Source organism: Xanthomonas hortorum, assembly GCF_024339125.1.
Taxonomy (GTDB): domain Bacteria; phylum Pseudomonadota; class Gammaproteobacteria; order Xanthomonadales; family Xanthomonadaceae; genus Xanthomonas; species Xanthomonas hortorum.
In genome coordinates this window covers 2,825,432-2,843,693 of the sequence record NZ_CP101417.1, presented here as the reverse complement: position 1 = coordinate 2,843,693, position 18,262 = coordinate 2,825,432, and the positions used below count along the sequence as shown (strand labels likewise).

The 18,262-nt window shown below is 62.9% G+C and carries 15 protein-coding genes and 1 pseudogene; 7 read left to right on the top strand and 9 right to left on the bottom strand.

The window, feature by feature from the left end:
• The first annotated feature begins 54 nt into the window (after positions 1-54).
• Positions 55-801, top strand: coding sequence for an EAL domain-containing protein (locus tag NMB96_RS12225; RefSeq protein ID WP_023903011.1), 747 nt, complete (start codon positions 55-57; stop codon positions 799-801).
• Positions 802-974: 173 nt separating this feature from the next.
• On the opposite strand, the gene NMB96_RS12220 is transcribed toward NMB96_RS12225, so the two are convergent.
• The 3 genes from NMB96_RS12220 to NMB96_RS12210 all read right to left on the bottom strand — a co-directional run bounded on the left by NMB96_RS12220 (position 975) and on the right by NMB96_RS12210 (position 3,829).
• Entirely contained in the window at positions 975-1,280 is a 306-nt protein-coding gene (locus NMB96_RS12220) for a UBP-type zinc finger domain-containing protein (RefSeq protein WP_023903010.1), read from the bottom strand.
• Positions 1,277-2,986: an FAD-dependent oxidoreductase gene (locus tag NMB96_RS12215; protein ID WP_043889003.1), complete on the bottom strand. Its 1,710-nt coding sequence runs from the start codon at positions 2,984-2,986 to the stop codon at positions 1,277-1,279. The genes NMB96_RS12220 and NMB96_RS12215 overlap by 4 nt, the downstream gene beginning before the upstream one ends.
• A gap of 213 nt (positions 2,987-3,199) precedes the next feature.
• On the bottom strand, positions 3,200-3,829 hold the full coding sequence (locus NMB96_RS12210) for an alpha-ketoglutarate-dependent dioxygenase AlkB (protein ID WP_023903008.1): 630 nt from the start codon (positions 3,827-3,829) through the stop codon (positions 3,200-3,202).
• Between the two features lie 173 nt (positions 3,830-4,002).
• On the opposite strand from NMB96_RS12210, the gene NMB96_RS12205 reads away from it, so the two are divergent.
• Positions 4,003-6,357: a GH92 family glycosyl hydrolase gene (locus NMB96_RS12205; RefSeq protein WP_183086855.1), complete on the top strand. Its 2,355-nt coding sequence runs from the start codon at positions 4,003-4,005 to the stop codon at positions 6,355-6,357.
• Between the two features lies 1 nt (position 6,358).
• Here the strand turns inward: NMB96_RS12205 and NMB96_RS12200 are convergent, their stop codons facing one another.
• On the bottom strand, positions 6,359-7,066 hold the full coding sequence (locus NMB96_RS12200) for a DUF429 domain-containing protein (protein WP_043889002.1): 708 nt from the start codon (positions 7,064-7,066) through the stop codon (positions 6,359-6,361).
• Positions 7,067-7,250: 184 nt separating this feature from the next.
• Here NMB96_RS12200 and NMB96_RS12195 point away from each other — a divergent pair, with 184 nt between their 5' ends.
• Positions 7,251-8,153: an SDR family oxidoreductase gene (locus tag NMB96_RS12195; RefSeq protein WP_023903005.1), complete on the top strand. Its 903-nt coding sequence runs from the start codon at positions 7,251-7,253 to the stop codon at positions 8,151-8,153.
• 290 nt (positions 8,154-8,443) lie between these two features.
• Here the strand turns inward: NMB96_RS12195 and NMB96_RS12190 are convergent, their stop codons facing one another.
• From NMB96_RS12190 to NMB96_RS12180, 3 genes are all read right to left on the bottom strand, one after another.
• Positions 8,444-9,904: a glycoside hydrolase family 30 protein gene (locus tag NMB96_RS12190; RefSeq protein ID WP_255084943.1), complete on the bottom strand. Its 1,461-nt coding sequence runs from the start codon at positions 9,902-9,904 to the stop codon at positions 8,444-8,446.
• Between the two features lie 543 nt (positions 9,905-10,447).
• Positions 10,448-11,323 (bottom strand): NAD(P)H-hydrate dehydratase, encoded by an 876-nt coding sequence (locus NMB96_RS12185; RefSeq protein ID WP_023903003.1) that lies wholly within the window; start codon positions 11,321-11,323, stop codon positions 10,448-10,450.
• Positions 11,323-12,102, bottom strand: coding sequence for a histidine phosphatase family protein (locus NMB96_RS12180; protein ID WP_023903002.1), 780 nt, complete (start codon positions 12,100-12,102; stop codon positions 11,323-11,325). The genes NMB96_RS12185 and NMB96_RS12180 overlap by 1 nt, the downstream gene beginning before the upstream one ends.
• Positions 12,103-12,273: 171 nt before the next feature.
• Between NMB96_RS12180 and NMB96_RS12175 the strand changes: the two genes are divergently transcribed.
• Positions 12,274-12,903 carry a TetR/AcrR family transcriptional regulator gene (locus NMB96_RS12175; RefSeq protein WP_023903001.1) on the top strand — a complete coding sequence of 210 codons (630 nt, stop codon included), beginning with the start codon at positions 12,274-12,276 and terminating at the stop codon, positions 12,901-12,903.
• 64 nt (positions 12,904-12,967) lie between these two features.
• Here NMB96_RS12175 and xopAV (NMB96_RS12170) read toward each other — a convergent pair whose 3' ends face one another.
• Together xopAV (NMB96_RS12170) and xopAV (NMB96_RS12165) are read right to left on the bottom strand one after the other, a co-directional pair.
• On the bottom strand, positions 12,968-13,717 hold the full coding sequence (gene xopAV / locus NMB96_RS12170; protein ID WP_255084942.1) for a type III secretion system effector XopAV: 750 nt from the start codon (positions 13,715-13,717) through the stop codon (positions 12,968-12,970).
• Between the two features lie 124 nt (positions 13,718-13,841).
• A complete protein-coding gene (gene xopAV / locus NMB96_RS12165; protein WP_152025508.1) occupies positions 13,842-14,537 on the bottom strand; it encodes a type III secretion system effector XopAV in 696 nt (231 codons plus the stop codon).
• 487 nt (positions 14,538-15,024) lie between these two features.
• Between xopAV (NMB96_RS12165) and xopQ the strand changes: the two genes are divergently transcribed.
• The 3 genes and pseudogenes from xopQ (at position 15,025) to NMB96_RS12150 (ending at position 17,921) form a co-directional block, all read left to right on the top strand.
• Complete coding sequence (xopQ, locus tag NMB96_RS12160) at positions 15,025-16,404, top strand: type III secretion system effector XopQ (protein WP_023902998.1); 1,380 nt, start codon at positions 15,025-15,027, stop codon at positions 16,402-16,404.
• Between the two features lie 56 nt (positions 16,405-16,460).
• Positions 16,461-16,907: pseudogene (locus tag NMB96_RS12155) on the top strand (transposase); the annotation flags it as partial.
• A 240-nt stretch (positions 16,908-17,147) separates the two neighbouring features.
• Positions 17,148-17,921 (top strand): C1 family peptidase, encoded by a 774-nt coding sequence (locus NMB96_RS12150; protein ID WP_425520887.1) that lies wholly within the window; start codon positions 17,148-17,150, stop codon positions 17,919-17,921.
• Positions 17,922-18,262 lie beyond the last annotated feature (341 nt).

Below are 18,262 nucleotides of genomic sequence, written 5' to 3'. Positions count from 1 at the left end.
CGCTGTTGCAGTCGATAACGCTAGAGTTTCCCCACGCCGCACGATTGCTCAGCCATGCCGCCCCTTCCCGTTTGCAATGCCTGCCGCGATGGCCAGGACTTCCCCACCGCCATCACCATGGCGTTCCAGCCCATCGTCGATGTGTCCACACGCACGGTCTATGCCGGCGAAGCGCTGGTGCGCGGCGTTAACGGCGAATCGGCCGGCAGCATCCTGGCCGCAGTGGATGAGCGCAACCGCTACGCCTTCGATCAGGCCTGCCGCATCAAGGCGATCGAATGCGCCGCGCAGATCGCACTGCCGGCCTTGTTGTCGATCAACTTCATGCCCAATGCGGTCTACAACCCCGAGCACTGCCTGCGCGCCACGCTCTCGGCCACCGAGCAATACGGCTGGCCGCTGGACGCCATCATTTTCGAAGTCAGCGAACAGGAGCACCTGGCCGAGCCGGCGCATCTGCTCGACATCATGCGCACCTATCAAGCGCGCGGCCTGAAGACCGCCATCGACGACTTCGGCGCCGGTTATTCCGGGCTCGGCCTGCTCGCCGACTTCCAGCCCGACCTGCTCAAGCTGGACATCGCGCTGGTGCGCGGCATCGACGCCGACCGCAGCCGCCAGTCAATCGTGCGCCACACCACCCGCATGTGCGAAGAACTCGGCATCGCCGTGATTGCCGAAGGCATCGAACACCCCGACGAATACCGCGCCTTGCGCGATATGGGTATCCACCTGCAACAAGGCTATCTGTTCGCCCGCCCGCAGATCAGTGTGTTGCCGCAGGTGCATTGGCCGGAGTAACTGCGCACAGGCGCCGGGATGCATTGAATTAGCGGGTCAATCCAACGTGCCAGCAAAAATCAAGACGGCAATCAAAACGCGGCAGCCAAGCGCTTACGAATCCCCAATCCCAATTCCCGAATCCCGGCGGCGCGCCAGATCCCATCGCCCCGCCAAACACCCCGCGACGCCAATCACACATACCGCGGAATCGGCCCCAGCTGCGGCGTCTGATCCGGCAACGCCACTTCCACCTCGTCCACATAGCACCAACCCCACCCTTCGGGCGGGTCGTAGCCTTCGATGATGGGGTGGTGTGTGGCGTGGTAATGCGCAGTGGCGTGTTTGTGCGGCGAATCATCGCAGCAGCCCACATGGCCGCAACTGCGGCACAGGCGCAGATGCACCCAGGTGCTGTCGATCGCCAAGCAGTCTTCGCAGCCACGCGCGCTCGGCGTGACCTCGGCAATCTGCCTGGTATGCGTGCAGTGATCACTCATGATGTGGCGGACTCCTGGGCGGCAGTGGCAAGTTCGGACTCCGGCACCGGGTTGGCCTGGTGCGCAAGGTACTGGTGAATCTGCGCCACCACTGCAGCGCCCTCGCCCACTGCGGCCGCCACACGCTTGACCGAGCCGGCGCGCACATCGCCGATGGCGAACACGCCCGGGCGATTGGTTTCCAGCGGCAGGCACGCCGGCACACCATCGCCGCGCGTGGTGCCGGTGATGACGAATCCGCGCGCATCGGTCTCCACGCACTGCTGCAACCAACCGGTGTTGGGGTCGGCACCGACAAACAGAAACAGATGCCGCAGTTCCACATGCGTGGTCTGCCGATCGGCGCGCGTGCGCAACACCGCCGCCTGCAGACCGCGCTCCGGGTCGCCTTCCAGTGCGGACACTTCGGTGCCGGTATGCAGTTGCACATTCGGCAACGCCCCGATGCGTTCGATCAGGTATTGCGACATCGACGATTCCAGGCCTTCGCCTCGAATGATCAGGTGCAGCTGCTTCACCCGCGGTGCCAGAAACGCCACCGCCTGGCCGGCCGAATTGCCACCGCCCACCAGCGCCACCACCCCGCCCTCGCACAGCCGCGCTTCCACCGGCGAGGCCCAGTACGAGACCCCGTGGCCTTCGAAACGGTCCAGTCCTTCGATTTCGGGGCGCCGGTACCGCGCACCTGAGGCGATCACCACGGTGCTGGCCAGCAGCTGCTTGCCATCGGCAAGATCCAGCTTCAGCGCACCGTCTTCGCGCCCGCATTCCAGCGTGCCGGCCTCGATCGGGATCGCCAGTTCGGCGCCGAATTTCAGCGCCTGGTTATAGGCGCGCCCGGCCAGGGCCTGGCCGGAAATCCCGGTCGGAAAACCCAGATAATTTTCGATGCGTGCCGATGCACCCGCCTGCCCGCCGATGGCACGCTGGTCCAGCACCATCACCGACAAGCCTTCGGAGGCGGCATACACCGCGGTGGCCAGGCCGGCCGGCCCGGCACCGACAATCGCCACGTCGTAGCGCTTGTCCGGGTCGATCTCCGGGGTCATGCCCAGGCAATGCGCGGCTTCGGTATCGCTGGGCTGGCGCAACACGCGCCCGCTGGGACACACCATCACCGGCAAATCGTGCTCCTGGATGCCCAACCGCTCGACCAACGCGCGGCCTTCCTCATCGGAGACATCCATCACCGTGTTGGGGTAGCCATTGCGGGTCAAAAAGCCCTGCAAACGGGTCAGATGCGGGTCGTCCGGTTCGCCGATCAACACCGACCCCGAGGCATCGCCTTCGATCAAACCCACGCGGCGCAGGATCAACGCGCGCATCACCACCTCGCCCACTTCCACCGAGCTGATCAATAAGGCGCGCAAATGTGCGGTGTCGAAGGGCAATGCCAGGCAACCTTCCGGCCCGGCGCGTCCGCCGGCCAGCGACGCGCGCCCGGCCAGTTGGCTCACCTCACCGGTGAACTGGCCTGGCGTATGCAAGGTGATGGGCTTTTCGTTACCCAACCCATCGCGGCGCACCACCTCGATGGCGCCTTGCAGCACCACCCACACCGGCGCATGCGCATCGCCGACCTCGAACACGGTCTCGCCCGCATCGAAACGCTGCGCCGGCCCGCTGGCAAAACGCCGCGTGATCGCCAATTGGCCCGAGTCCAGCTCGGGAAACATCTGATGGTGGCGGGTATCGGCCAGGGACATGGGATGGCGACGCTGAGGGGGACTGCATGCAAGCATGGCCAGCCGTGAGGGCGATGGCAATCACCCGAATGCGCAAGACCGGCGATGACACGCGGCACACGCGCACGCGAACAAGAGCTGCTGCCGTGCAAGGACATGCGCAGCGTTTGCGGAGGAACCGGGCCAGTGGCGCGCTACCGAACTCAACGCAGCAATCAACCGCAACCGTGCGCACTATCTCTGCGCCGGCTCCCAATGTGGGCCGTGCTGCCCGGCAGCCATGCGCTCGGCCGGGCGCACACGCAACACCACACTGATGCGCTCGCCCACCGCACGGGCCGTCTTGGGAATGCCGTGTTCGTGGGTGACTTGCGAGGCATGGCTCATTGCCAGCAGGCTCCCGGACGCCAGGTCCACACCCATCGCACGTGTGCTGCCGTCTTTTACCCGCAACTGCATCCGGCGCGGCGCGCCCAACGAGATCAAGGCAATCGGGTGCGGCGCCAGCAGCGTCTGTAGTTTGTCGTGATGCATTGCCACACTGTCGCGGCCATCGCGATACAGATTCAGCCCCACGGCGTTGTACGGCGCGGGCAGCACGGCCTGCACTGCCGCGAGCAGCGTGTGCAATGGCAACCCCGGCGGCAGCGGTGCATCCAGCCGATACGAGGCAAGCATGCGCGGCACCGCGACGATGCGGTCGTACATCTCGCGGTGTTGGCTGCGCCAGTCGGTTGCCTCACGCAATGCGGCGAAGCATTCCTGCGCCAGCGAAGGCGTCAGCAGCTGCGGCCAATAGCGCACGCCACCCTCGGCATCGTGCAGCACCTGCAAGGGCATGGAAGGAGCGTCGAACAGATCCATCTGCGTGATATGCGGGCGGTCTGCGCGATTTCAGCAGTACGGCTTTGAGTTCTTCTTTGGCAACCGCGTTGTGTGCAGACCAGCGAGCTCAACGATGCAGGCGCACGATGCCACGCGATCAGGCCCGACAGCTGTGCTACGGTCCGGCGCTGCATCCGCTTGGAACCTTCCGCATGCAGCATCGGTCGATCGCCTTGTCTCTTCTGCGCTGGCTGGCGCTGTTTGCCACCCTCGCCACGTCTGCCGGCATCGCTGCGCCACGCGTTGCAGACGCTGGCTTCCAGGCGGTGGACCCGTTTATCGGCACCGGTGGCGAAGGTCACACCTATCCCGGCGCCACGGTGCCGTTCGGCATGGTGCAGCTGAGCCCGGACACGCAGATCAAACCACGCAAGGAGGCCTATGGCTGGGCCGCCGGTTACCGGCATGACGACAGCACGATTGTCGGTTTCTCGCATACGCACTTTTCCGGCTCCGGGCATTCGGACCTGGGCGATATCTTGCTGATGCCGCAAACCGGCGAGGTCAAACTCGAACGCGGCGATATCGCTACACCCGGCAGCGGCTACACCGCGCAGTTCGACCATGCCAGCGAGCAGGCGCAGCCCGGGTATTACGCGGTGACGCTGAAAGACCGCGCTATCCGCGCCGAACTCACCGCCAGCACGCGCGTGGGCGTGCATCGCTATGCCTTCCCCAAGGGCAAGCCGGCGCACGTACTGGTAGACATGCGCACCAGCCTGTACGACTACCCAGGCAAGGTGCAGTGGTCGCGGCTGCGCGTGCGCGGCGATGGCACCGTCACCGGCTTTCGCGAAACCCGCGGCTGGGCGCCGGGCCGGCAGTTGTATTTCGCCATGCGTTTTTCGCGCCCGCTCACCGCCACGCAATTGCATGACACCGAGCAGGACATCCCGTACAAGGGCTTTCCGCCGCCGGGCGAGAAGAACCCCGCGCAGCGCGCACAGATCGAAGGCCGGCAACTGGTGGGCGTGTTCGATGTCGCAAACGACGGCACCCCGCTGGTGGTCACCGTGGCGCTGTCGCCGGTCAGCGAAGCTGGCGCCATCGCCAATCTGCAGGCCGAAGTACCCGACTTCGATTTCGACCGCGTACGCGCCGATGCACGCGCGCAATGGACGCAGGCGCTGTCGGCGATCGATGCGCAGGGCACGCCGCAACAACGCACCCAGCTCTACACCGCGCTGTATCACACCCTGCTCGGTCCCACACTCTTCATGGACAGCGATGGCCAGTACCGCGGGCCGGACAATGCCGTGCATCAGGCCAAGGGCTGGACCAACTACTCCACCTTCTCGCTGTGGGACACCTACCGCGCCCTGCATCCGCTGCTCACCTTGGTGCAACCGCCGCAACGCACTAGCGATGTAGTCAATTCCCTGCTCGCCTCGCGCCGCGAAAGCGCCTACGGCATCCTCCCCGTCTGGGCGTTCCACGGCCTGGAAACCTGGTGCATGATCGGCTACCACGCGGTGCCGGTGATTGCCGATGCCTACATGAAAGGCATCGGCGGCTTCGATGCCAACGAAGCGCTGGAGGCCATGGTCGCCAGCGCCAACTACGGCCCCTACGACGGTATCGCGCAGTACCGCGAGCTGGGCTATGTGCCCATCGACGAAGAAGGCGAAGCCGCCTCCAAGACGCTGGAATATGCCTTCGACGACTGGACCATCGCGCGCATGGCCGACAGGCTCGGCAAGCCCGCCATCGCCGCAGAATTCAGCAAGCGCGCCAGCAACTGGAAACACGCCTTCGATCCCGCTACTGGCTACATGCGCGCGCGCACCCGCGCCGGCAACTTCCGCGAACCGTTCGATCCATCCGCCAGCGGCTATGGCAGCGACTACACCGAAGGCAATGCCTGGCAGTACTCGTGGTACGTGCCGCAGGACGTCGCCGGGCTGGCAGCCGCGCATGGCGGCGACGACAAACTGCTGGCGCGCCTGGATGCGGTGTTCGATGCCAAGGTCGACCCCAAGGTGTTCGAGCACATGGAAGACATCACCGGCCTGATCGGCTGGTATGCGCACGGCAACGAGCCCAGCCACCATGTCGCCTATCTGTATGCCTACGCCGGCCAGCCCTGGCGCACCCAGGCGCGGCTGACCCAGATCATGGACAGCCAATACCACGCCGGCCCGGAAGGGCTGGCCGGCAACGATGACCTAGGCCAGATGTCGGCGTGGTACGTGTTCACCACGCTGGGTTTTTATCCGGTCGCGCCAGGCAGCAACCAATACATCATCGGACGCCCGTTCCTGCCGCACGTCACGCTCAACCTGCCCAACGGCAAGCGCTTCAGCGTGATCGCCGAGGGATTGAGCAAAACGCGCGCCTATATCGGCAGCGCTACCCTCAACGGCCAACCACTGACCCGCGCCTACCTCACCCACGAGCAGATTCAAGCCGGCGGCGAGCTGCGCTTTCGCATGCAGGCAACGCCGAATCAGCAATGGGCCACCGACCCCGCACAGCGGCCGTATTCGATGTCCACCCAGACGCACTGAGTCAGTAGTGGATGCCCATGCGCAATCCGCAGGCATCCCGCTCCACCACGGCCGGCAAGCTGCCGGCGCTGCCTGCGGCAATGCGCTGCACACTCCAGCAGGCCACCAAGGCATCCAGCACATCGTCCGGCTTGGCCAGCGCACGCGGCACGCGCTCCAGCAATGCGGCGACTTGCCTTGCGCCGTAGCACTGGCCCAGCAAGGCGGCTCGCTGTTGGTGGCCCGCACTGCTCTTCTTTCCCGCCGTCAGGCCCTGACCGCCAGCGAGCGCGGCGAACGACACTTCCGGGTGCACCTCGAATACGCGCTCCGCCCATACCGGATCGGCGCGCAAGGCGCTGTCCCAGTCGCGAATCTTCGACAGCAGCGCAAACGACTGCACGCCAAAGCCACGCTGCCCGTCGTGATCCAGCACCCGATGCAACGCAGAGGCTTCCACCTGCGTGCTTGCATGCAACATCCCGCGCAGCGGCGCGGCAAAGATGCTGCATGCGCGTCTGCCGCCCACAAAGCGCCGCGCCTGCGCATCCGCAGCGCGGGGCGCGTGCTCGCTCAAGCCGATCGGAATATCCACGCCGAGCACATCGATGTGGCGCAGTGCGCTCGCCAAGGCGCCAACTGTCGGATAACAGGCAAATTGCAGCCCATCGTCTGCCTCCCACACCGCCAACCAACCGCTGCCGGCGCCATCGATTCCCACACACTGCATTGCTGTTCTCCGGTCGTAATGTGCATGCACGGCGCTGCAGCCTCGCTCGCATGCGATCTGCCTGACGCGTTCACATCATGCACAACATTCTTTCACCCGCACGCATCGCGGTGGTTTCCAGACTGCTCTGCATCAGGCCGCAGCACGCTGCGGCCCTGCCATCCCCCAATGCAGGAGCCAGTGCATGTCCAGCACCAAGAACCAGTACGAAATGCAGAACCCGCTCACCCAATTTCCGCAGCCCAAATTCCCCGAGCAAACCCAGGAAGCGCCAGGCACCATCCATGCATTGCAGCCCAAGGCCGACCACGGCGAGCAGAGCTACCAGGGCTTCGGCCGCCTGAAGGGCCGCAAGGCGCTGATCACCGGCGCCGATTCGGGCATCGGCCGCGCCACCGCGATTGCCTACGCACGCGAAGGCGCCGACATCGTGCTGAACTACCTGCCGGAGGAGGAACAGGACGCGGCGGAGGTGGTGAAGTTGATCCGGGCCGAAGGCCGCACCGCCATCAGCATCCCGGGCGATCTCAAGGACGAAGCGTTCTGCAATGAACTGGTCGCACGCGCGGTCAAGGAACTTGGCGGGCTGGATCTGCTGGTCAACATCGCCGGCAAGCAGACCGCGGTGAAAGACATCGCCGACATCACCACCGAGCAGTTCGACGCCACCTACAGGACCAACGTCTACGCGATGTTCTGGCTATGCAAGGCGGCCATTCCGCATCTGCCGCCAGGTGCATCCATCATCAACACCGGCTCGATCCAGTCCTACCAGCCCTCGGCAACCCTGATCGACTACGCCTCCACCAAGGCCGCTATCGTCAACTTCACCAAGGGCCTGGCCCAGCAGGTTGCCGAAAAGGGCATCCGCGTCAACGCGGTCGCACCCGGCCCGGTGTGGACCCCACTGCAACCCAGCGGTGGCCAACCGCCGGAGAAGATTCCCGATTTCGGCTCGGAAACCCCGCTCAAGCGTGCTGGCCAGCCGGTGGAGATGGCGCCGCTGTATGTGATCCTGGCTTCGCAGGAATCCAGCTATGTCACTGGCGAAGTATTCGGTGCCACCGGTGGTCTGCTGCTGTCCTGAGCCAACAGGCTGTCCTGAGCCAACAGAAAGCGAGCTTCCGCCGTAGCGCCACCAGAACCTGGCCGATCGCTGCGCGCAGCGATCGGCAAGACTTGTCTAGTGGCGTTCTGATGCTGGCGGCTGCATCGACTGGCGATGCATCCGGAAGCCGGATGCGCAACGTAGGTCGACCGGTGAATCACCGCCGGCTTCCATCACACGAAAGCTCCCCTTCTCCCGCCGGGAGAAGGTGCCCGAAGGGCGGATGAGGGTACGCAATCTCCCACCAACACTGCGACCACCCTCCACGTTTACCGCGTCATCACCACCGTCTGGATCGCATGCGCCGGGATCTCCAACTCGCTCGATGCCTCGCCCACATACAGGTTGTAGCGGATCGCCACATCGCTGGCATTCATCACCACCGTCGCCAGTGAGCGATCGCGGTTCGCAAATGCAGTGGTCATCAGATTGCTACGGCTACTGGCCGCACTCACCCGCTGCGCACCCGGCCGGATGAATTTGGAAAAATGGCCGATATACCAATAGCTCGGCGTGTAAGTCACCTCACCCGTGCGCGTGTCGGCATGCACCGGTGCAAAGCAGTAATTGCCCACATGGTTGGGGCCGCCGTTTTGGTCGAGCAGGATGTTCCAGTCGGTCCACCCTACCGCTCCATGATTGAGGTCGTTGATGATGGCGGTGCCATAGCGCTCGCCATTGGGCCAGTACTGCAACTTGGCGGGGTCGAACTTTTCTACCGCCGCCTCGGTGAGCAGCAGATGCTTGTCCGGGTACGCCTGCGCCACCGCCGCCACGTTCTCCACCATCGGCGCGAACCCAGCCCAGGTCTCGTACCAATGAAAGCCCATGCCCCACGCATACTTGGCCGCTTCCGGGTCATCGAAGATCACATGCGCGCGGTGCACCATCATGTCGCGGTTGTGGTCCCATACGATGATCTTGCGATCGCCATAGCCGGCTTTTGCCATGGTGGGCCCGAGGTGGTTTTTGAGGAAATCGCGTTCTTCTTCCGCAGAAAACTGCATCGACTCCCAGGTCTGCACCGCCATCGGCTCGTTCTGCAAACTGATGCCCCAGATCGGAATGCCGGCTTTTTCGTAGGCCGCAATGAAGCGTGTGTAGTACGTGGCCCAGGCCTGCGCATACGCGGGCAATAGCTTGCCGCCCTTGAGCATGGTGTTGCTGTCTTTCATGAAGGCCGGCGCACTCCAGGGGCTGGCAAATGTCGTCAACTTGCCGCCGGCCGCTGCGATGGCCTGGCGCAACATCGGGATGCGATAGCGCTGATCGTGCTTGACCGAAAAGCTCTTCAGCGCCGCATCGCCCTCCTTGATGTAGGTGTAGCTGGCGCTGCTGAAATCGGAGCTATGGATGGTGGTGCGCGCCAGCGTGTAGCCGATGCCTTTTTGCGGATCGTAGTAGGCAGTGAGCAGTTCGCGCTGCGCACGCTTGGGCAGCCTGGCGAAGGTCTCCGCACTGGAATCGGTGATCGCCCCGCCAATGCCCAGCACTTCCTGAAAGCGGTGCTGCGGATTGACGAAGATGCTGTTCTCTTTCTCCGTCAACGCATGCCCGGTCTTGAGTGCCTCGACGGTGCTGACACGCATCTGCTGCGTTGCGCCTTGGGCGGTGGTGTAGACGCGTAGTGCGCCGGCGAGTGCTGCTGGCTGAGTAGCAGCATCCGCAACTGCGGCATCCACCACTTTCGATGCAGGTGTAGAGACAGATGATGTCGTCGATGTCGGCATCGGAATCGGCGTTACTGCGGTTGTTGCTGCACTTGTTGCTGCTGCACTTGTTGCTGCTGCACTTGTTGTTGCTGCACTTGTTGTTGCTGCAGTTGTTGTCGCTGTTGTTGCTGTTAATGCAGATGCAGATGCAGATGCCAACACCATTTCAGTCGCAGCGCCCCAGACCCCCAAAACCCCCACCATCGACCACGCAATCGTTCGCTTCACCGTGCACCCTCCCAGGTTGGTGAGCAAGCCTAACCGACCAACGCGCCGCAACATCGCACGAAAAACGAGCGCAACCATGCATCCTTCTACCACCGGACGCTCCCTTCTCCCCTCGGGAGAAGGTGGCCCGAAGGGCCGGATGAGGGTACGCCTGCACGGACTGGTGGCCAGCCCGTCAACCAACACAGCAACAGAGATGCCGACCAGGACAACACGTCCCCAACACCCGTAGTCACCACCGCCCGCGCGTTGCTCCCAGACACGCGCGCCAGTGGCACGCAAGCCAGCCCCTCTCGCTCAACAGGACAACAACTCAAATCGTCCGCGAGCCGACTACCGCGCAGCCCGCGATAACCGATCCAAAATCCCCGGCACTTCCACCCCAAGCTCACGCGCCAGAAACCCCACCGTCCCAATCCGTTTCGACAGCTGCTTCCCCGCCGCCGCATGCACAAACACCCCCCATAACGCAGCCGTCAACGCATCGCAGCCACGCGCGGCAAACCCGGCGATCAATCCCGCCAGCACATCGCCAGACCCGGACGTCCCCAACCCGGACGCACCACCGCGATGCACCCACAGCGCACCCTCCGGCCCGGCAATAAAACTGTCCGCGCCTTTGACAATCACCACACTGCGCAATTTCTTCGCATAGGTCAGCGCGTACGCGCCCGGCGCCGCTTCTATCGCTGCCTTGTCGTCTCCAGCCAACGCCGCCATCTCGCCCGCATGCGGCGTCAATACGAATGGCCGCCCAACCGGCGCACGCAAGCCGCCCGACAACGCTCCCGCATCCAGCACCAACGTGCAAACCGCTTTTTCAGCCGCGCGTTTCACCAACGCAGCGGTGGTCGCCGACGACGCCATCCCCGGCCCGATCACCGCCGCATCGCAGGCCTCCAATGCCGCATCCAGTGCACGATGCCCACGCGTAATTTCGCCCTGCCCGTTCTGCGCCAATCCCAGCACCAGGGCCTCCGGCACCGCCAACGCCATGCCGGGCGCCACGCTCGCAGCGGTGGCGATCTGCAACTTGCCCGCACCTGCGCGCAGTGCCGCCTCGCCGGCCAGCAGCGCCGCGCCCGGCACACGCATCGACCCACCCACGATCAATACGCGCCCACGTTGCTCCTTGTCGCCACCGGGCGATGGCAGCGGCAGCGCGCGCAATGCGGCGGCGCTGAGCGTGCGGACGCGTGCGATGGCCATCAGCGTGCTCCGGCCGGGCGGTCGGATTCGGTGGTCACCGGCTCATCGGCAAGCTCGGGCGAGACGAAGTTGGTCCGCACCAGGTGCAACGCCTGCCCCTCGCGGCCGGCCACGTATTCGGTGACACCGCAGTTGGGCACCTCGCCTTCGCGGTCGATGCCCAGAATCGTGGCCTCATCCATGCGTTCGGCCAGATAACGGAAACAATTGACGATCACCTGATGCCCCACGATCAATACGCGCGCGCCCACATGATTTCGCTGCAGATCGCCAACCACCGCGCGCAGCCGGAAGATCACATCGCACCAACTCTCGCCACCGGGAGGGCGGAAATAAAACTTGCCTACCAACTTGCGTTGCTCGGCCAGCTCCGGAAACGTCGCGAGGATGCCGGCCGTGGTGTAACGGTCGAGCACGCCGAACTCCTTCTCGCGCAGGCGCTCGTCGATGCTGAGCATATCGTCGCCGTGGCCCAGCGCGCGCACCACCGCTGTGGCGGTCTGGCGCGCACGCACATAGGGCGAACACAGCACCACCGTGGGCCGCTCGCGCTGCGGCAGACCCGACATCCACGTGCCCAACGCATGCGCCTGCCGCTCGCCCAACGCCGACAGCGGCACATCCGCATCGCGATGTTCCAGATCGATCACTGCATGGCCATGCGCCTCTGCCACATCGCGCGCCACGTTGCCCGAACTCTGCCCATGCCGCACCACCCACAACCGCTCGGGCCACTGGGTCGACACGCCAGCCACCGCACTTTTCTCACTCACATCCATCTCCTGCACAAATCAGCCCCACGTGTCGCACAACGCCCGTGAAAACGTGGTCGATCACCCATTGCCTGCAGGCGTTTCAGCAACACGCGCAACACAGCACACCGACAAGCAGGCACAACGGGGCAATAACGCCGCGCCGGTATACTGCAGCCCCCCGCCACCCTGCTGCCCATGTCCAACGTTCTGCTGTTGCGCACGGCGAAAGAGCGCGAAGAACTGCTGCTGGAAGAGGTGCTGGACGCCGCCGAGCAATGCATCGACGCCACCGGCCTGGGCGCCACCAGCTTCGAACTGATTGCCGAGCGTGCCAAGGTCAGCTGCGGCTGCCTGCTGCAGCGATTCGAAGACAAGGACGCGCTGGTGCGCGCCTTGCTGGAGCGCAACTACATGCGCGCCATCCGCCAGATGTGGCTGGTGGAACGCCCCGCCAACGTGCACGTGGTGGATTTCATCGCCGGCCTGCTCGAAGAATGGCTGCTGCAGGAAATCAACATCAAGCGCACCCGCATCGACCTGGAGCTGCACCTGGCCACCCTGCGCGACCCGGTGCTGGCCGCCTTCATGCGCAGGCAGAGCGCCTCGCTGATCGAGCACCTCAGCGCCCTGCTCAAACGCCTGCTACGCGGCCACGCCGACCCGGCCAGCAGCGAGCAGGAATTCCAGGCCCGCGTCTTCGCCGTGGCCGCCATGTGCGGCGGCCTGCACAACGTGATGACCAGCGGCATGGAACTCAACCGCATGCATCTGCAGTTGATCCTGCGCGAGAGTTTGTCTGGGATTTTGAAGTCTGCGCCGGTGTAGTTCGGAAAACCCGGCAGGGCATGCGTGGCCCGCCACTCCAACCAGCAACGCGTGGGATCACCTTTCAACTGCCGTACGATGCAGACGCCTCTGCAGACGCGCGGGCTCTTGCGGCCAAGAGCAGTTGAGTAACCAATGCGCAGGCGTCGTCGCCAACGCCGCTGGCAGCGCGCCAGAGCTCTGGCGGCAGCCGGGAACGGTCTGCGGTTGCCAGGTTCTGAAGATCTGCTGCCAGCGCAGCTGCCTCTTCTTCGGTCATCTCACCCCCGGGACCGGCCACCTCCCCCTTGTTCACCATGGCAACGGCCGCGTCCAGACATGCTTTGGTGACGCCCAACTCTTTCGCCCTGTCGGCCTTGCTGACACTCGTCTGCGACTGCGCTTGCAGGTACCGGTTCGCCAGATACTGCACGGCAGACAGCGTGCCCATCACCACGGCGTAGGCCAAGGCCGGCGCAAGCGTGACACCCGCATTCTTTTTCCAGGACACCTCCCCTTTTGCATATTCATATGCCGCCGCAGCGGGCGCATGCACCGCGTCCAGAACTGCGGCTTCGGCAGGCCCTGCGACCGCAGAGGTGGCAAAGCGCGCTGCCTGCAGCCCGGTGTTCGCAATGTGCACACCGATCGGCACGCGTGGGGCCTTGAGCCGCGCCGCACGCACGGGCGCACGCGACAGGTCTTGCTTCAATTGTGGATTGGCCTGCGGGTCGCCGCGTTGCGAGGAGTAACCCACCTCACGCGGGGCCTGCGCCTCGCGTTGATCGTGTCTTACCGCTCCGCGAGCCGTATAAGTCACTGGGATGGAACTCATTCCTCACCTCTTCTAACAGTTCACCAAAGTGGCTGCGTTCCACTGCGCTACGCAAGCGTTATTGCACTTGGACGCAAGACCGAAACAATAGACCGTGTGGCGACGTACATGCGTGGCAGAGCGCTCAGCCAGCAGACGATGCAGACGCTTCCGCAGACGCGCGAATTCGCGCAGCCGCAAGTAAGTTACTGACCAATGTATAGGCATCGTCGCCGACGCCACTGGCAGCGCTCCAGATTTCAGGAGGCAATCGGGAACGGTCTGCCGTTGCCAGGTGCGGAAGATCCATGGCCAGTGCAGTCCGCTCACCTTCGCTCATTTCAGGGGTGGGAGTCTCTGCGTCAGTCATGGTGACCATCTCGATGGCGGCATCCAGACATGCTTCCGTTGTTCCTAGCTCGGTCACCCTGGCTGCCTTTGTAACAGATGCCTGCGCTTGTGCTTGCAGATACCAGGCCGCCAGGCGTTCAACTGAATATGTAGCGCCCAATGCACTCAACGACGCCACAACAGGGAGACAGGCGACCATTGCATAGTTTTTCAAGTACGGATCATCTGTCGCGTAACCGTAAGCTGCCGCGAAAGGCGCCGATAATGCGTTCAAGCCGGTAGGAATGGGAATGGTGGAGATAGCTGCCAGTGTCGTGCCCGCATGCGCTACCTGCCTTCCAACGTTTGCAATCTGTACGCCGATGGGTACGTTTGGCTCTCTGAGACGCGCCTCACGCACTGGTGGCCGCCTTAGGTTTTCCGTCAATTGCGTGTTCTCATCGGGGTCTGTTCGCTCAGAGGAGGCGCCCACGCCACGCTCGGCTGGCATGTCCTGTTGATCGTGTCTTGCCCCTCTACGTGTTGCTGATGTCAAATTCACCGGGCGCATGCTTCACCTCTTCACCAGGTTGTCCAAGTCGCTAATGTTCCATTCGGACGTCAGTGCGTACAGCGAATAACCGAAAGATCGAAGCTTCTGGCGAAACAGACAAATCTGCACCTTGCAGAGTTACAAGATATCGGCGTGAGCACCACGCAATTGCATGACTCTGCGGCCACTCGCCTGAAGGGAGCATCTGACAGCGGCGTAGAAGGCAATCGTCAGGCAGACGGCAACGGCATCGTGAGGCCGCGGGTGTCTACAGATCGCAACGCGCGCTCACCATGCTGATGGTCACGCTTTCACACTCAAAGCAGTGCAACAGGCAACCGGCGCTTCGTGTCGTTGCAACGCCCTTCGCCGATCGATATCCCAGAGAATGGAGCCGCCTCCATCCTGATCGCCTCATTGGCCAGCATCGACGCGAGGACAGCAGATGGATTCCATCAGGCATCGCCCCACACTGCACGTGCCTGCAGGCGCTCATGCAACGTCCGGGTCTACGGGTGAGCGCACTGCAACCGTGTCGGCAGATCAACACCTGCCCTGCGCGCAGATCAGCGATGGGGCGCTGCAGGCATTGCCGCGGAAAAGACCACAAGGCGCTGCCATTCTCAAACGGTCACTCAGTGCGCCTGCGCTGACGGCAACACAGCGCCGAATGCTTGCCGAACTCGGGGCCGAAGGCAGTACGTGCCTGACGCCCGACGAAGCAGCGGTGCTGCGGGAGCTCAGTTTCCACACCCCGGCGACACCGCGCGACACGGTGCTGTTTACCGACCCCAACAAGGACCCCGACGATGTGGTCGCCTACACCATCGGCAAGCAACTGCAGGTAACGGGCTTTGTACGCCTCACCGACGTTGCGGTGACCTTGGGCGATGCCAGCGTGCGCGAGGAGCGCGCCCGGCTTGCAAAGGGCGTGTTCAACCGCCTGCACTTACCCGATGTGCGTGTCTCACGCGGGCAGGATTACCCGATGAGTACGAAACAGGCCAAGGACCATTCCAAATTCCTGACGGAAGGCGACGCATTGCGCGCAAAACCGACCGAAATTTGCGACAACAGTCTGCAAGCGCTGCAGGAGCGCCTGATGCAGGCACCGCAGGGGCTGAGCATGGTGGTGATTGCCGGCATGACCGACGCCCATGCACTGGTCGATGCGCATCCGGCGCTTGTGCGCGAGCGCGTCAAAAGCATCGCCATCATGGGGGGCGTCGAGCCGGCCAGGGATGTTGACGGCCATGTGCAGCCCGACGCACGCGCCTACAACAATGCGACAGACCTGGACGCGGCCCGTGGCCTGTACCGTAAGGCACAGCAACTGCGCATACCGTTGCGCATCGTCACCAAGGAAGCTGCCTACAAGACAGCGGTGTCGCCCTCGTTCTACGAAGGCCTGGCGAAGAGTCGGCATTCGGTGGGCAGGTATCTCGAAGACGTGCAGAAAAACGCCTTGAACGGCTTGTGGGACGGAATTCAGGCAGGGCTGCTTCCGGGCCTGGATCAGGCGTGGTTCTTTCGCACGTTCACCGCAGACGCACTACCGCAGGCAAACAGCCCACAGGATGGTGCAAACCAAGCCATGGCCTTCGATCAGGTCTGGCCGAAGGTCACCAAACTCAACTTGTACGACCCGTTGACGCTGCTGGCCTCGGTTCCCGGCGCGGCGGGCATGCTGTTCACGCCAAGGCCGATACACACCGATAGCTGCAGCGTTGTGGAGCTGGTGGGCGAACAGGAAGTCAAGCATCCAGAAAAGGCGAAGCTGTTGATGTCTGCATTGGCAAAAGTGGCGCTTGCTTCTGAAAAATGAAGGGCAAATCATTGCAGTTACACTTTGAGTCCGCGTTAGGAAAAATTGCCGAAGGCCGCCCCGGCGTGCCATTGGCGGTGCGCCTCACTGGCACCAATCGGTACGACTCGGTCGTGTTCGAGGAGTTGATTGATGCCTTGCCGCCAATTGGCGGCAAACCAGGGAGTCCGCGACGTTGGCTAGGCAGATTGCACGCCGACAAGGCTTACGACATCGCCCGCTGTCGCGCCTTCCTCAAGCAGCGCGGCATCATTGCGCGGATCGCACGCAAGGGGATTGAGCGCAACGACCGGTTGGGCCGTCATCGCTGGGTCGTCGAGCGCACCCATGCCTGGTTCGCAGGCCTGGGCAAACTGCGCATCCGCTTTGAACGCCGCATCGATCTCCACATGACGTTGCTCTTGCTTGCTTGCTTGCTCCATCATCTGTTGACGGCTTCTTCCTGGGTGTTGTTAACCGCCCTGAAAATAGAGATAAAGTCTCGCAAAATCCAGTTCGACTAAACGTTCTTTATTGCGAAGAGTTCTTCGCATTGCGGTGAGCATGGCTCCCGTGCGGGCATCATATTGTGCTGCGGCTGGGGAGCCGCGAAGATCTAGTTTTCCACCTCTTCAAAAACCAAACCGCCGTCACTCACACTGCGTGGTGCATGCCCACGCGGCTGCTCTGTGCGACTCACTCCTTAAGCGAACTAGAAACCAATGAAAAAATTATGCTCGATTTCCACTTGCCTCGTTGTACTGATGGGGTGCTCCACCATGTCCCTTGCACAGGCTGAAACCCATGGCAAAGGCCTCAAGCAGTCTTTGATGGTCCAGCCAGTCACCCCCATCTTTGGCACCACGAGCACCGGTGCCGGCGACCTACCCGCCAGTGTTGATCTGCGCGGCTTTGCCATTGAGCCCGGTGACCAGGGGCAAGTCAATTCCTGCGGATCCTGGGCCACGGCTCACACATTGGGCGGCTGGTACGCCAACGCAGGGAAGCAGGCAGTTAAACGATTTGCCCCCATGTATCTTTATAGCCAAGTAAATAATGGTGTCGATGAAGGTAGCACCATTGAAGCGAACCTGGATACAGCGCTTTCACAAGGAATCGACACGGAGCAGCATTATTCCTGGGGCAACTACGACTGGAAGCACAAACCAACCGCAGCCGACCGTGCCAGTGCGGCAAACCATCGAACGCCGTACAAGAAATACACTGTGATTTATTCGGGTAGCGGGAACGGAAAGGCCCCGCTGATCGAACAGATAAAACGAGCGCTAGCTGCATCAACACCGGTGGTGATCGGCTTCAACACCAGACAAGGCTTTAACGACCTAGGCGCCAACGAAGTGGACAACGACACTACCAGTCCGGTCGATGGTGGGCACGGCGTCGTAGCACTTGGCTATAATCAAAGCGGGCTGATTATCGAGAACAGTTGGGGCGAGAACTGGGGCTCTCGAGGCTTTGGCACGCTGTCTTGGGAAGTAGTTGGCAAGGATGTCTTCATAGCGGTAGTAGCTCATTAGAAGCCGCTAAAGGAAACATGATGAGGGCCGCGTCCGCCGCAAGTGCGGGCGCGGCCAACTTCCGGACGAAGGGTACCGCCTCAGTGCATCTGACTCCACTGCCAGCGTCAAACACTTGGAAATTCAATGCTCAGCGCTACAAACCAAGAACCGTTACCCCCCCTGAATATTGTTTCGCCAGCGGCAAAATTGCGACCACTCACCTACGGCAGCTGCATTCGGCACGATTGATGGCCCTAGACTATCTTTAGGGAACCTCTGAACAATGCGCGGCGTTGCGGGCGAACTTGGGATTTCGCTTTCTCGCAACGGTCGCCCATGCTAAAAATCAATCACTGGCA

What these genes read in the sequence shown, in the direction of transcription:
- NMB96_RS12200 (WP_043889002.1), bottom strand. Translation starts at nt 7,066, where the DNA reads ATGCAGTGTGTGGGAATCGATGGCGCCGGCAGCGGTTGGTTGGCGGTG.
- xopQ (WP_023902998.1), top strand. Translation starts at nt 15,025, where the DNA reads ATGGATTCCATCAGGCATCGCCCCACACTGCACGTGCCTGCAGGCGCT.
- NMB96_RS12175 (WP_023903001.1), top strand. Translation starts at nt 12,274, where the DNA reads ATGTCCAACGTTCTGCTGTTGCGCACGGCGAAAGAGCGCGAAGAACTG.
- xopAV (WP_152025508.1), bottom strand. Translation starts at nt 14,537, where the DNA reads ATGCCAGCCGAGCGTGGCGTGGGCGCCTCCTCTGAGCGAACAGACCCC.
- NMB96_RS12190 (WP_255084943.1), bottom strand. Translation starts at nt 9,904, where the DNA reads ATGCCGACATCGACGACATCATCTGTCTCTACACCTGCATCGAAAGTG.
- NMB96_RS12180 (WP_023903002.1), bottom strand. Translation starts at nt 12,102, where the DNA reads ATGGATGTGAGTGAGAAAAGTGCGGTGGCTGGCGTGTCGACCCAGTGG.
- NMB96_RS12215 (WP_043889003.1), bottom strand. Translation starts at nt 2,986, where the DNA reads ATGTCCCTGGCCGATACCCGCCACCATCAGATGTTTCCCGAGCTGGAC.
- NMB96_RS12185 (WP_023903003.1), bottom strand. Translation starts at nt 11,323, where the DNA reads ATGGCCATCGCACGCGTCCGCACGCTCAGCGCCGCCGCATTGCGCGCG.
- NMB96_RS12225 (WP_023903011.1), top strand. Translation starts at nt 55, where the DNA reads ATGCCGCCCCTTCCCGTTTGCAATGCCTGCCGCGATGGCCAGGACTTC.
- NMB96_RS12195 (WP_023903005.1), top strand. Translation starts at nt 7,251, where the DNA reads ATGTCCAGCACCAAGAACCAGTACGAAATGCAGAACCCGCTCACCCAA.
- NMB96_RS12150 (WP_425520887.1), top strand. Translation starts at nt 17,148, where the DNA reads ATGGGGTGCTCCACCATGTCCCTTGCACAGGCTGAAACCCATGGCAAA.
- NMB96_RS12210 (WP_023903008.1), bottom strand. Translation starts at nt 3,829, where the DNA reads ATGGATCTGTTCGACGCTCCTTCCATGCCCTTGCAGGTGCTGCACGAT.
- NMB96_RS12220 (WP_023903010.1), bottom strand. Translation starts at nt 1,280, where the DNA reads ATGAGTGATCACTGCACGCATACCAGGCAGATTGCCGAGGTCACGCCG.
- NMB96_RS12205 (WP_183086855.1), top strand. Translation starts at nt 4,003, where the DNA reads ATGCAGCATCGGTCGATCGCCTTGTCTCTTCTGCGCTGGCTGGCGCTG.
- xopAV (WP_255084942.1), bottom strand. Translation starts at nt 13,717, where the DNA reads ATGAGTTCCATCCCAGTGACTTATACGGCTCGCGGAGCGGTAAGACAC.